The organism is Flavobacterium araucananum, from assembly GCF_002222055.1.
Lineage (GTDB): Bacteria > Bacteroidota > Bacteroidia > Flavobacteriales > Flavobacteriaceae > Flavobacterium > Flavobacterium araucananum.
Genome location: NZ_MUGS01000053.1, coordinates 20,447 through 34,129, shown reverse-complemented (window position 1 = coordinate 34,129; position 13,683 = coordinate 20,447). Strand labels below are relative to the sequence as shown.

General features: G+C 32.8%; 14 protein-coding genes. 13 read left to right on the top strand and 1 reads right to left on the bottom strand.

Features of this window, described 5'->3' with window-relative positions:
* The first annotated feature begins 546 nt into the window (after window positions 1-546).
* The 7 genes from B0A64_RS20305 (at window position 547) to arsB (ending at window position 4,974) form a co-directional block, all read left to right on the top strand.
* Entirely contained in the window at window positions 547-1,077 is a 531-nt protein-coding gene (locus B0A64_RS20305; RefSeq protein WP_089481311.1) for an RNA polymerase sigma factor, read from the top strand.
* The gene (locus tag B0A64_RS20300; RefSeq protein WP_089481310.1) at window positions 1,077-1,865 is read left to right on the top strand and encodes an anti-sigma factor; all 789 of its coding nucleotides are present in this window, start codon (window positions 1,077-1,079) and stop codon (window positions 1,863-1,865) included. Before B0A64_RS20305 ends, B0A64_RS20300 begins: the two co-directional genes overlap by 1 nt.
* A gap of 101 nt (window positions 1,866-1,966) precedes the next feature.
* The gene (locus B0A64_RS20295; protein ID WP_089481309.1) at window positions 1,967-2,350 is read left to right on the top strand and encodes a DoxX family protein; all 384 of its coding nucleotides are present in this window, start codon (window positions 1,967-1,969) and stop codon (window positions 2,348-2,350) included.
* Window positions 2,351-2,430: 80 nt separating this feature from the next.
* A complete protein-coding gene (locus B0A64_RS20290; protein WP_089481308.1) occupies window positions 2,431-2,763 on the top strand; it encodes an ArsR/SmtB family transcription factor in 333 nt (110 codons plus the stop codon).
* Between the two features lie 18 nt (window positions 2,764-2,781).
* The gene (locus B0A64_RS20285; protein ID WP_089481307.1) at window positions 2,782-3,255 is read left to right on the top strand and encodes a DUF6428 family protein; all 474 of its coding nucleotides are present in this window, start codon (window positions 2,782-2,784) and stop codon (window positions 3,253-3,255) included.
* A gap of 17 nt (window positions 3,256-3,272) precedes the next feature.
* Window positions 3,273-3,902: an arsenate-mycothiol transferase ArsC gene (locus B0A64_RS20280; protein WP_089481314.1), complete on the top strand. Its 630-nt coding sequence runs from the start codon at window positions 3,273-3,275 to the stop codon at window positions 3,900-3,902.
* Window position 3,903: 1 nt separating this feature from the next.
* Window positions 3,904-4,974, top strand: coding sequence for an ACR3 family arsenite efflux transporter (gene arsB / locus B0A64_RS20275; protein WP_089481306.1), 1,071 nt, complete (start codon window positions 3,904-3,906; stop codon window positions 4,972-4,974).
* Window positions 4,975-5,077: 103 nt separating this feature from the next.
* Here arsB and ccsA read toward each other — a convergent pair whose 3' ends face one another.
* A complete protein-coding gene (gene ccsA / locus B0A64_RS20270) occupies window positions 5,078-8,284 on the bottom strand; it encodes a cytochrome c biogenesis protein CcsA (protein ID WP_089481305.1) in 3,207 nt (1,068 codons plus the stop codon).
* A 384-nt stretch (window positions 8,285-8,668) separates the two neighbouring features.
* Between ccsA and B0A64_RS20265 the strand changes: the two genes are divergently transcribed.
* From B0A64_RS20265 to B0A64_RS20240, 6 genes are all read left to right on the top strand, one after another.
* Window positions 8,669-9,430, top strand: a complete 762-nt coding sequence (locus B0A64_RS20265) for a Rossmann-like and DUF2520 domain-containing protein (protein WP_089481304.1) — start codon at window positions 8,669-8,671, stop codon at window positions 9,428-9,430.
* A complete protein-coding gene (locus B0A64_RS20260; RefSeq protein WP_089481313.1) occupies window positions 9,414-9,941 on the top strand; it encodes a KdsC family phosphatase in 528 nt (175 codons plus the stop codon). Before B0A64_RS20265 ends, B0A64_RS20260 begins: the two co-directional genes overlap by 17 nt.
* A gap of 178 nt (window positions 9,942-10,119) precedes the next feature.
* Entirely contained in the window at window positions 10,120-11,046 is a 927-nt protein-coding gene (locus B0A64_RS20255) for a geranylgeranylglycerol-phosphate geranylgeranyltransferase (protein ID WP_089481303.1), read from the top strand.
* A complete protein-coding gene (locus B0A64_RS20250) occupies window positions 11,039-11,623 on the top strand; it encodes a Maf-like protein (protein WP_089481302.1) in 585 nt (194 codons plus the stop codon). The genes B0A64_RS20255 and B0A64_RS20250 overlap by 8 nt, the downstream gene beginning before the upstream one ends.
* A gap of 10 nt (window positions 11,624-11,633) precedes the next feature.
* On the top strand, window positions 11,634-12,164 hold the full coding sequence (locus B0A64_RS20245; protein ID WP_089481301.1) for a mechanosensitive ion channel domain-containing protein: 531 nt from the start codon (window positions 11,634-11,636) through the stop codon (window positions 12,162-12,164).
* A gap of 382 nt (window positions 12,165-12,546) precedes the next feature.
* A complete protein-coding gene (locus tag B0A64_RS20240; RefSeq protein ID WP_089481300.1) occupies window positions 12,547-13,647 on the top strand; it encodes an AI-2E family transporter in 1,101 nt (366 codons plus the stop codon).
* The last annotated feature ends 36 nt before the right edge of the window (window positions 13,648-13,683 follow it).

Below are 13,683 nucleotides of genomic sequence, written 5' to 3'. Positions count from 1 at the left end.
TTGATAAACAGAATTGTAAAAATTAATAGAAAACTTATTCTCAAAATTCTCATATCGCTTATTTTATTTTATTAAAACTCAAATCCTGATTTTGACAAAGATCTTTACGAAAATCATTCTTAGTATAGCTTATCAAGGACAGAACGGTAGTTAAACCTACAATCAATATTTTTAAATTATATATGTTTTTCATGACAACACTATTTTATTTGTTGAGATTTACTTTACAGCTTGTTTTATGATAAATGTTAAATTATTTTATCCTTCAAAAACGGAACATCAAATTAAAAATCAGAATTTTCAATCAATTCTAATTTTTCATGCTATTTTACGAATTATCGTTTGATGTTATAATAGCATTTACGTAAAGGGATTGCTTTTGGTTTTAAAAAATTTAAAAAAAAGTAATATTTTTTCTAAAGCCCATATTTTCCTACTTTTAAGGCTGTTAAAAAATTTATGCTTTTCACAAAAAAATCATTTATCTTTATCTCAAGGTATAAAAATGTATACTATAATTTTGTTTAAGCTTAAAAATCCAAATCTATGAGTCAAGATGAGTTGTTAGTTTTAATTTACAAAAAAGACGAAAGAGCTTTTACCCATTTATATGATATGTACTCGAAAAGTTTATTTTCGGTTATCAATGTTCTTATAAAAAACCGTGAAGAAGCGGAGGATGTTTTGCAGGAAGTTTTTGTCAAAATCTGGAAAAATATAGATTCTTATAACGAAGGAAAAGGTCGTTTTTATACCTGGATCCTTAATATAGCTAGGAATACGTCGATTGACAAACTAAGATCTAAGAATTTTAATAACAGTCAAAAAAACCTTTCTTCAGATAATTTCGTAAATCTGTTAGACGACAGTAATAAACTCGTTAATAAAATTGATACTATTGGAATTCAGGAATTCGTAAAGAAATTAAAGCCAAAATGTATTGAGATTATCGATTTATTATTTTTTAAAGGCTATACCCAACAAGAAGCTTCAGAAGAATTGGCAATGCCTTTGGGAACTATCAAGACGCAAAACAGAAACTGTATTAACGATTTACGTAATTATTTAAAAATATAATGGAAGCAAAAGAATATATAGACTCAGGAATTCTAGAACTATATGTTTACGGTTTATTAACCGAAACTGAAAATCTGGAAGTAGCCGAAATGGCCAAGAACAATCCCGAAGTAGAACAGGAAATTCTTTCGATCGAAAAAGCTATTGTTGCTTTGTCATCAAGTTTTTCGCCTTTTCATTCGGTAGCAAATTTCGAAAAAATAAAAGCTCGTTTAGAACTTAAACATGGTAAGGTAGTCGACCTGAAACCAGCCTCAAACTGGTCTCAATATGTGGGTTGGGCTGCGGCTGTACTATTGCTTGTAGGTTTTGGATATCAAACTTTAGAACTTACAAAAACAAAAGAAGCTATTGCAACTGTGGGTACTGAAAAAAGTAAGATACAAAGGGATTATGCTTTCTTAGACCAACAAAATAAGGAAACAGAAAAAAGCTTAACAATAGTTAGAGATATTAAAAACACTGGTGTAACACTTGGTGGTCAGGCAGTTTCTCCTACGTCATTTGCAAAAGTATACTGGAATAAGGATACCAAAACAACTTATATTGATGCTGCAGGTTTGCCTAAACCGCCAAGAGGAATGGTTTATCAGGTATGGGCATTAAAATTAAGTCCGGTTCTTACGCCAACAAGTATTGGTTTGCTGAGCAATTTTGAAACAAATGATCAAAAAATCTTTGCTGTAAGTCAGACAGATTCTGCAGAAGCTTTTGGGATTACCCTGGAGCCTGCCGGAGGAAGTTTAACACCTACAATGACGCAATTGTATACTTTAGGAAAAGTTTAAAACTAAACTTAAGATAAAACTTAAAACGCATATTAAATTTAATATGCGTTTTTTTTATTATTTTTAATTCTATTAACAATCCAAATATCAAACCATTAACGATGAACGGAACTTTACTTTTGAGACTTGCAGTTGCCCTTATCCTCCTTACCCATTCTATATTTGGGATCTTTAATAACGGCATTAATGATTTCGGAAACTTATATCTCAATCAGATTGGGTTTGCTCCTTTTGGTGTTGTTATCGCCTGGTCTATTAAACTATCGCATGTTGTTGCGGCTGTTCTTCTAATTTTAAATAAATACATTAAACTCGCCGGATTTGTAACAATTTTTGTTCTGATTATGGGAATTATTCTGGTTCATTTTCAGGAAGGCTGGTTTGTTGTTGGTGGCGGAAGAAATGGTGCTGAATATAATTTCCTATTAATCATAGTTTTAGTGGCAATTATGTATCCTGGCAGATTTGCAAAAGACACTAATTAAAATATAAAAAAGAAAATATCTATATATTTTCTTTTTTAATATCTATTTATATCGTAATATTGCAATATAAAAATAAAACGATGGGAGCTACAAAATCAGATCACTTTACAGAGAACCAAAATGAATTGGCTGTTTTGACAAAAGCATTGGGACATCCGGCAAGGATTGCCATTATCGAATATTTACTAAAGGTAAATTCTTGTATTTGCGGCGATATTGTAAACGAATTGCCTTTATCACAGCCCACGATTTCTCAACACCTTAAAGAACTCAGGAATGCGGGACTTATCAAAGGCAATATAGAGGGAAATGCCATTTGTTACTGTATTAACGAAATTGGTTTTGCAAAGATTAAAGGCTTATTTACACAAATTGACCTTCATTTAGAAAAAAGAAAAAACGAATGTTGTTAATCATTAAATAGAATTAGTATGAAACTTTCAGAAATAAAAAAAATATTGACTACTGTTGAAGCAGTAAATTTTAAGTTACCGAACGGAAACTTTGTTCCGGAATATTTTCACGTTACCGAAGTTGGTTTGATTACCAAAAACTTTATTGATTGTGGCGGAGTTGTTCGCAAAGAAACTGTCGTAAATTTTCAGCTCTGGGATGCCAATGATTATGAGCACCGCTTAAAACCCCAGAAATTGATTCAGATAATCGAACTTTCGGAAAAGGTATTAAATATTGGGGATTTTGAAATCGAAGTTGAATATCAGGATACTACAATTGGCAAATACGATTTGGGTTTTAACGGAAAAGATTTTGAGTTACGCAATAAAACTACAGCTTGCCTGGCGCAGGATCAATGTGGAATTCCAGCCGAAAAACAAAAATTAAAACTGATACAATTTAATCCTGATGAAGCGAACTCTTGTACTCCGGGCGGAGGTTGTTGTTAAACTTAAAAAATAGTAAAATGTCGAATCAAAATACTTTATATCCAAAAATTCAATCTTTAGTACAGTCTTTTGATTTTACAACTATTTCTAACGATCGTAAAAACATACTACAGCCTTTAATTGATTTGATACAGTTTAAAGTTGATGATGAGGATGAAATCAGATTAAACTTAATTTGCACCCATAATTCCAGAAGAAGCCATTTGGCTCAGGTTTGGGCACAAACGGCAGCTCATTATTATGGTATAAAAAAGGTTTCTTGTTATTCAGGAGGTACAGAAGCGACAGCTTTGTTCCCTAAAGTTGCCGAAACATTAGCAAAATCAGGTTTTAATACCCAGAAAATATCCGAAGGAAATAATCCTGTTTATGCCATTAAATTTGCGAAGAATGAAGCGCCAATTATTGGTTTTTCGAAAACTTATGATGATGATTTTAATCCTGAAAGCAAATTTGCAGCAATCATGACGTGTTCGCCAGCTGATGGTGGATGCCCTTTTATTGCCGGAGCCGAAAAAAGAATTGCAATAACGTATGATGATCCGAAGGCTTTTGATGATACTAGTCTGCAATTAGAAAAATATCAGGAAAGAAGTCTGCAAATTGCTACTGAAATGTTTTATGTTTTTTCTCAAATAAAAAAATGATATGTCTTTGAATCATTGTGCTCCTGCTTTAGAAAAAAAGAAATTAGGATTTCCAGACCGTTTTTTGATGCTCTGGATTTTTCTAGCTATGGTTATAGGAGTTTCTATAGGATATTTTATTCCGTCAAGCGGAAATTTTATCAATTCTTTTTCCAGCGGAACCACCAATATTCCATTAGCTATTGGTTTGATTTTGATGATGTATCCACCATTAGCAAAAGTGAAATATGAAAAAATGGGAGAAGTTTTTAAAAACACAAAAATATTGGGAGCTTCTCTCATTTTAAACTGGATTATTGGTCCTGTTTTAATGTTTTCTTTAGCTCTTGTATTCTTAAAAGACTATCCGGAATACAGGATTGGTTTGATCCTGATAGGCTTAGCACGTTGTATTGCTATGGTTGTGGTTTGGAATGATCTTGCTGACGGAAATCGTGAATATGCCGCCGGGCTTATTGCACTAAACAGTATTTTTCAGGTTTTACTTTACAGCGTTTACGCTTATCTTTTTATAACGGTTTTGCCTCCATATTTTGGATACTCTGGTTTCAACGTCAATATTAGTATGATCCAGATTGCTCAAAGTGTCGGTATTTATTTAGGGATTCCTTTTGCACTGGGAGTTATAAGTCGATACGGTTTGATAAGACTCAAAGGCCAAGAATGGTTTGAGCGCAAGTATATTCCGTTCATCTCCCCTATTACCTTAATTTCTTTATTATTGACCATTATCCTGATGTTTAGTCTAAAAGGTAAATTGATAGTTGAGATCCCAATGGATGTTGTTCGAATTGCAATTCCTTTAACCATTTATTTCGGGCTAATGTTTGTGATTAGTTTTTTTACCGGAAAATACTTTGGTGCCGATTATGCTAAAAGTGCTTCGATTGCTTTTACTGCTACAGGAAATAATTTTGAATTAGCAATTGCTGTTTCCATTGGTGTTTTTGGTATTAATAGCGGGCAAGCTTTTGCTGGTGTTATTGGTCCTTTGATCGAAGTTCCTGCTTTGATTGCTTTGGTAAATGTTGCTTTTTGGTTTCGAAAGAGATATTTTTTTAAAAGTTACTAAGGTTCTAAGTAGCTAAGTTTTTTTTGACTTCTTAAAAATATTGCATAAAAAAAAGTTCAACTTAACGGTTGAACCTTTTTTGTGAATTAATAAAACTCCTTATTTAATTATTTTTTCTTTTATAATGCTTACGATATTTTGGATAGGTTAAAATTCCGATAAGAGAAATTGTTCCTAATGAATACCAAACCCAGCTTAATGAATGTGCCTCTCCACTTGCATAGGAATGCAATCCTACTAAGTGAAAGTTTACTCCATAATAGGTAAACAAAATAGAAACGAAGGCAAACATACTCATTAGATTAAAAAACCATTGTCCTCTTAATGAAGGTACAAAGCGAGCGTGAATTACAAAAGCATAAACCATAATCGAGATCAAAGCCCATGTTTCTTTTGGATCCCATCCCCAGTAACGTCCCCAACTTTCGTTGGCCCATTGTCCGCCCAAAAAGTTACCAATTGTTAGCATAATCAGACCAATAGTCAAGGCCATTTCGTTGATGTAAGTGATTTCTTTGATGTTAAGATCCATTTTGGCTTTGTTCTTTTCGGTGGTAAAAAAGATCAGAATCAATCCTACAAATCCTAAAATCATTCCAAGGGCAAACGGACCGTAACTTGCCACGATGACCGCTACGTGAATCATTAACCAATAGGAGTTTAAAACCGGTTGTAAGTTTGCAATCTCAGGATCGATCCAGTTGGCGTTGGCAGCCATAAAAATCATCGCTGTTACAAATGCCGCTGATGCTACAGTAAGTTTTGATTTTCTGTCAAAAGCAAGTCCAAAAAACATCGTTGCCCATGCTACATAAACAATCGCCTCATAAGCATTACTCCACGGTGCGTGACCTGAAATGTACCAACGTGCTATTAAAGCCACGGTATGAAAAGCAAATATTACTCCTATCAAAATATGAAAACCATTTACGGTGATGCGTAAAAACTTTTTATCGAAGAAAATACTAAACAAGGTAAAAATCAACATAAAGATTCCGGCAAGCGAATACCAATAGAACAATTTTGGTAAAATATTGTATTTGTTATACGCTAATTCAAGGTCAATTTTCTTTTCGCTTGGACGTACTTTACTTCCAAATTTCTTTTGAAATCCATCGATACTTTCAACCAGATGATTTGCTGTTGTAAAATCTTTAGAAATTGATCCGTTGTTTAAAGCACTAAAATACATTGGTAAAATTTGCTTTACATAAGTAGAATCCATGCCTTTTAAACCTGCATTTTGCAATTCTAAATACGAGATCCATTTATTGTTAGGATCATTAGGAATTGGAAAAATCTTCAGAATACTTCCGCTAAGCGCAGACTCCATCAGGTTTACTTTTTTATCAGTTTCGATAAAATCTTTCTCAAAACTATTAGGGTTCGCTGCTTTGTAAGCTGCATCCAGATAAGGAGAAAGTTTATAGTTTCCGTTTTCATCAAAAAACTTAACAAACGGTGCCAGTTTTGCTGTTTTGTCAATACCAATGATTTTACGAATACTATCATCTTTTGTATTGATATAAATAAGCGGAATCTGTATCCAAACCTGAGCATATTGTGTCATGGACAAAAATACCTGATCAGAGTTCATTCCGTTGTAAGTATCACTCTGGCTTACTTTTCTAAGCAATTCAGAGGAGAAAGTATTAATAGGTTTCATTCTGCCACCTGCATCCTGGATAATCAAACGACCAAATTTTGCCGCATGGGATTCCGGAGCTTTGTAGATGGTTAGTAATGAATCTAATTGTTTCTGACTTGGTGGAGCCGTAACATGATTTGCGTGATCGTTAGGATCTGTTGTATGATTGTGCTCATGACCTGGTGTATGAACGTGTGGTGCTTGTGCAAAACCACTTAAACTGATCATTAAGATCAAAATAGTGATCAATTTTTCTTTTTTCTTTTTTACAACATCCAATTTGCGCTTTAAGTCTGCAAAACGAGAATGTTTGGTAAACATAATAGCCATTAAACCAAAAAATAACATAAAATATCCTAAATAAGTAATTGAGGTTCCCCAAAAATCATGGTTTACAGATAATACAGTTCCTTTTTCGTCCGGATCGAATGAAGATTGAAAAAATCTGTATCCTTTGTGATCTAATACGTGATTCATATAAATTCTGGCATCAAATGTTTCTGATGAATCCTGAACGGTTACTTTACTTTCAAAAGCAGAATAACTTTTTTCTGTTCCAGGATATTTTGTTGCGATAAAATCGTTTAGTTTTATTTTAAAAGGCAGGATGTAAGCTTTACTTCCGTAGAATAAACTATATTCGACTTTACCTATTTTTACGGTTTGAGGTTCTCCCACACTACCTTTAGAGCCTAATAGACGAACTTCTTTTTCCTGACCATCTGCTTTTACTTTTACAATCAAAGCATCATGATGTGATTTGGCTTTGTAATCGTTATTAGATTCATAATCTACGATTCCTTTTACGGCAGGATCCGGAAATACAATACGGATATCGCCAATACTGTATAAAGAACGCATCATAAGTGGCTGCACATTATCTTTGGTTACAGCTCCTTTTAATTTGTCTGCCATTCGCATAAACTCACCTTCAAAAGGTGTCTGAATCGTATATTTATCACCAGTTGTATTGATGTTGATAGCGCCATCAGTATGTTTATTGAGCGCAAATAAAACATTATGTATATTTTGAACTTCACCTTCTTTCAGGAAATGCTCTTCACGACCTCCTGCTCCGGCTTCGACCAATTTTAGGTATAGAGTCCCGTTTGCAGTTGGTTTTATAGTTTCCTTAGCACCCATAATATAATTAACATAGGTTACATCGAAAGGAGTTTCGTCAAATTTTCCTGAAAGTGTAAAATCATTGTTGGTTACAGGTGAAAACAATAGTGCTTTTTCAAAAACTCTTCGTTTCATCTCGCCTTTGTATTCACCGTCTGCAAAAACGGTTAAGAATGTTTTATCAGAATAGATTTGGTTTTCGGCAGCACCTTCACGTATTGGCATCATACCTTCGTAACTGATGTAACGAGTTATAAAGGCTCCTAAAAGAATAAAAATAAAGGCAATGTGCAATAAAAGTGTTGCCCATTTTTCTTTTTTATGTAATTGATAACGTTTGATGTTTCCAAAGAAATTGATCATAAAAAAGACCATTATCGCTTCGAACCACCAGGTATTATAAATTAAAATTCGGGCTGTATCTGTGTTATATTTACTTTCGATAAAAGTACCAACACCCATTGCGATCGCAAATGTTAAAAAAAGAACAGACATTAATCGTGTAGAAAACAAAAAAGAGAATATTTTTTTATCCATTTTTAAGGAATTACATTGTATAAAAGTGGCACAAAAGTACTTAAAAATGTTGAGTTCCAATATTCGTAGTTTGTTAATAAAAACTAAAAATAGTTAATCAAATTACATCGAATTCTTAAAATTCTATCCTTAGATCTACAAATAAATTAAGTACTGCCATTCTTGATAATTTTAATACCAGACACAGTTTAAACAGATTGAACTACTTTTCGATCAAAATAATAGCAGACTTAAAATCATTTAAATTCTGATAAATCCTTATGCTACAAAATTTTGGACTCTATTCGTTAAATCCCAAAGAATAAAAATCTATCTAATCTTTTTAATCTGTGGCTAAACTTTCTTTTGATTATTGTTTTAGAAAAATAATGCTAATTTTGCGATATGATTCGAATAACGCTAATTGGTTCCGGAAATGTTGCACAACATTTAATAAAAGCTTTTGCTAAAAGTGAACTTGTAGAAATAGTACAGGTATATTCCAGAAAAAAAGAAACATTAGCTTCTTTACTTGATTTTGATAAAATAGTAAACGATTTCGAAGAGCTAAAAGAAGCTGATCTCTACATTATAGCAGTTTCAGACAAGGCTATTGCAGACGTTTCGAGGCAATTGCCTTTTCAGAACCGAATCGTTGTTCATACTTCCGGCGCTGCTTCTCTTGATGTTTTGGATTCTAAAAACAGAAAAGGTGTTTTTTATCCGCTTCAGACATTTTCTAAAAATAAGGATATTGATTTCTCAATAATTCCGATGTGTCTGGAAGCCGAAAATACCTTTGATTTCCGTATTTTAGAAACATTAGCCAAAAATATCTCAAATGCCGTGTTTGCAATTAATTCAGATCAAAGAAAAGCATTGCATGTTTCGGCTGTTTTTGTAAATAATTTTACGAATCATTTGTATCAAATTGGACAAGAAATTTGTAAAGAACATCAGGTTCCTTTTGAAGTCTTGAAGCCTTTGATTCAGGAAACTGCCGAAAAAATAAATACTTTAAACCCAATAGATGCTCAGACGGGACCTGCAAAACGTCATGATCTGGCAACAATCGAATCACATTTGGCGTATTTAACCAACGAAAATCAAAAAAACATCTATAAACTCATAACACAATCTATTCAGGATGATAGAAAAACATTTTAAAGAAATAATGAACGACATTACAACATTTGTTTTTGATGTTGATGGCGTACTTACAGACAGTTCGGTTTTTGTAACCAATGAAGGCGAAATGCTTCGTACGATGAATATTCGTGATGGTTATGCTATGAAAGCCGCGGTTGAAAGTGGTTTTAATGTATGCATTATTTCTGGCGGAAGCAACGAAGGCGTTCGTGTTCGTTTACGAAATCTTGGTATTAAAGACATTTATTTAGGAACTCCTGATAAAGTAGAAACTTTTAGAGAATATACTAAAAATTATAACATTAAGCCGGAGCAGGTATTGTATATGGGAGATGATATTCCTGATTTTCATGTCATGAAATTAGTAGGATTGCCAACCTGCCCACAAGATGCAAGTCCGGAAATTAAAACGATTTGTCGTTATATTTCGCACGTAAAAGGTGGTAGAGGCGCTGCTCGCGACGTGATCGAACAAGTAATGAAAGTACAGGGAAAATGGATGGAACACTTTAGCGGAAAACACGACTAAATCACAGTTTGCAGTTTCAGTTTTCAGCCTTTAAACATAAACTATCTTTGTCAAAAGTTTAAAACTTTGACAAAGATTCAAACAAAAGAAGCCTTTGAACCTTTGTTTCTTAGAGCTTCAGAATCTTTAAGAAAAAACCTTAGAACCTAATTAACTTAGCCACTCAGAACCTTAAAAAATGAAATTCCTAAAACTCATTCGATACAAAAATCTGCTGATGCTTGCTTTTATGCAGGTATTATTTCGTTATGCTTTTTTAAAACAACAGGATATTCCTCTTGCATTATCAGATTGGCAATACGGATTATTGGTTTTAAGTACCGTTTTATTGGCTGCTGCAGGTTATGTAATCAATAATATATATGATGTTGCAAGTGATACCATCAACAAACCTGAGGATGTTGTAATTGGCAAAGGAATCTCTGAAACTGCCGGTTATAACATTTACATTACACTTAATATTACTGGTGTTGCAATTGGGTTTATTTTATCAAATATTATTTTAAGGCCCGGTTTCGCGTCTCTTTTTATTTTGATTGCCACGCTCCTCTATTTTTATGCGACAACTTTAAAACAAATCATGATCTTAGGCAATTTTGTGGTAGCATTGCTACTTGCAGTAAGTGTTTTGATTATTGGGGTTTTTGATATTTTTCCTGCTACCAATGCAGACAATCAGGCGCAAATGGCAAGTTTTTTCTCTATCCTGACAGATTATGCTTTGTTTGCCTTTATGATTAATTTTATTCGTGAAATAGTTAAAGATATCGAAGATGTAAACGGCGATTACAATCAGGGCATGAATACATTACCTATTGCAATAGGAATTAACAGAACAGCAAAAATAGTATTAGGATTTACTATTATACCTTTTATTTCGTGTCTTCTTTATATCAATACGTATTTTGTTAAAAACGATCTGTTTATTGCTACATTTTATGCCTTTGCTTTTGTTTTGGCACCACTTTTATATTTTATTGTAAAAATTTTTACTGCAAAATCTAAAAAAGATTTCCATCATCTGAGTACCATTTTAAAATTGATTTTATTTTTCGGGATCTTATCAATTCTGGTTATTACCTTAAATATTAAATACAATGCTTAAAGAAAAATTAAAAAAATACACTTTGATTCTGGCTTCAGGATCACCACGCAGGCAACAGTTTTTTAAGGATCTGAATCTGGATTTCGAAATTAGATTAAAAGAGATCGAAGAAGTCTATCCGCCTGAACTAAAAGGGGTAGAAATTACAGATTATCTGGCGGCATTAAAAGCAAGTGCATTTGATGGAGAACTTAAAGAAAATGAAATTTTGGTTACCAGCGATACAATTGTGTGGCATAACGATAAAGCTTTAGGGAAACCAAAAAATGCCGAAGAAGCTTTTGAAATGATCAAATCAATGTCTAATGACACACATGAAGTTTTTACATCGGTATGTTTTAGAACAAGCTTTACATCGACAGTCATAAATGATGTAACAAAAGTAACTTTCAATGATTTATCAGACGAAGCTATTTTATATTATATCGAAAACTACAAACCGTATGACAAAGCGGGTGCTTATGGTATTCAGGAATGGTTTGGTTTCATGGCAGTTGCAAAAGTCGAGGGTTCTTATACAAATGTTATGGGATTGCCAACCGCCAAAGTTTACGAATATTTGAGTACATTAGTGTAAAAAATTAGTTATGTTTTCTTTTAAAGAATATAGTCAGGAAATATTAAGCACTGTAGTCCTCCTTTTGGCTCTTGTCGCATTAAGGGTAATTATAGCCAAATTAATTCGTCGTTATGCCAGCACAAGTCAATTATTAGAACATCGTACTAATTTGGTAATCAAATACATTCATGTATTAATGAACATATTGGTAACCATAAGTTTAATTGTAATTTGGGGTGTTGAAACCAAAGATATATTTATAACAGTCTCTTCTATTACTACTGTAATAGGAGTTGCTATGTTTGCACAATGGTCGATTTTAAGCAATATTACTTCAGGAATGATTTTGTTTTTTTCGTTTCCTTTTAGAATTGGTGATACCATTAAAATTCACGACAAAGACTTTCCTATCGAAGCTGAAATTGAAGACATTAGCGCCTTTCATGTTAATCTAAGAACAAAAGAAGGCGAAAGGATTATTTTCCCTAACAATTTATTACTGCAAAAAGGTATTTCGATTATGCCCACACATTACGAAGACAAAGAGTTTTTTGATTAGCTATTTAATTTTTAGTTGAATTTTACCGCAAAATGTGTCGCTAAATTTTACCACAAAGTCCGCAATCCCGATCGCTATTGGGATACACAAAGTTGGCGAAGTTGTTTGAGCTAAAAAATTTCAGGAAAAGTTCACAAAGCTGTGAAATCATTTTAATTTGTGGCAAAAAATTAGCGTTAATTTGTTATTCGTGGCAAAAAAACTTTCACGCAGATTTAGCAGACAAAGAAGATTAAAAAAACTAAAAAAGTTATTTAATCTGTGGCGAAAAAACTTTCATGGGAATTTTATAAACTATTAAGAAAAAGCTAAAACGTTATTTTTTAAATAAAATATAATATTTGTTTTACCAAATTCTAGTTTTACTAAATCACCAAACAAAATGATCCATTCGATAAAATTACCTTTTTATGCTAAACTTGCCCTTGTCTTAGTTAGCCTTATTAGCTTTGCTTTTATTTTTTGTATTGCAAAAGATATTATTACTCCTGTACTAATGGCGTTTTTATTTGCAGTATTGTTAGTGCCTATTTTTACCTTTTTGCATACCCGGTTCAAATTTCCAAGGCATCTTGCTGCCGCCTGTTGCATCTTAGTTTTTGCTTTGTTTATAGTAGGTATATTGGTTTTTATCTCGTATCAGGTAAGTGATATCGCCAATGATTTTGATACTATAAAAAAGAACGCAAACTCGTTTATTACAGATATTCATAAGTTTATAAAAGATAATTTTCATTTAAGTATTGGCGAACAAAAAAAATACCTGGATAATGTTACCAAAGATTCTGTACAAAACGGAAAAGCCACAATAGGTTCGGCCATTATATCGATCTCAGACTTATTGGTAGATTGCACGATAATTCCAATTTATACCTTTTTGTTTCTTTTATACAAAGATCATTTTATTCTGTTTCTTGCCAAATTGGTCAATAAAGAAGATCATTCGACTTTAAAATCTATTTTATCACAAATAAAAGTATCAATCAACAATTATATTGTTAGTTTGATTTTTGAAATGATAGTGGTTTCTGTCCTGACAAGTTTAGGGCTCTGGATTATTGGTGTCAAATACTTTGTACTATTAGGTTTGATTACCGGAATCCTGAACATGATTCCGTATATCGGGATTTTAATTGCGGGAATAATAACTGTTTTAGCTTCTTTGACCGGAACTCCGGAAACTTCTATTATACTGGGAATACTTATCGTAAATATTGTGGTTCAGCTTATAGATAACAATATACTTGTACCACTTATCATAAACTCTAAAGTAGAGATAAATGCCTTTGTTTCTATCATGGGAATTATTATTGGAGGTGCCGCTGCCGGAATTTCGGGAATGTTTCTGGCAATTCCGCTTTTAGCGATCCTTAAAATTATATTCGACAGAATTGAATCTCTGGAACCGTGGGGATATTTGATGGGAAATCACATGCCTAAAAGATTTACCTGGAGAGTTAGAAAACTAAAAGTAGAAAACTAAATAGTAAATCTATTTTAAAAAATAGTCCTTTAAATT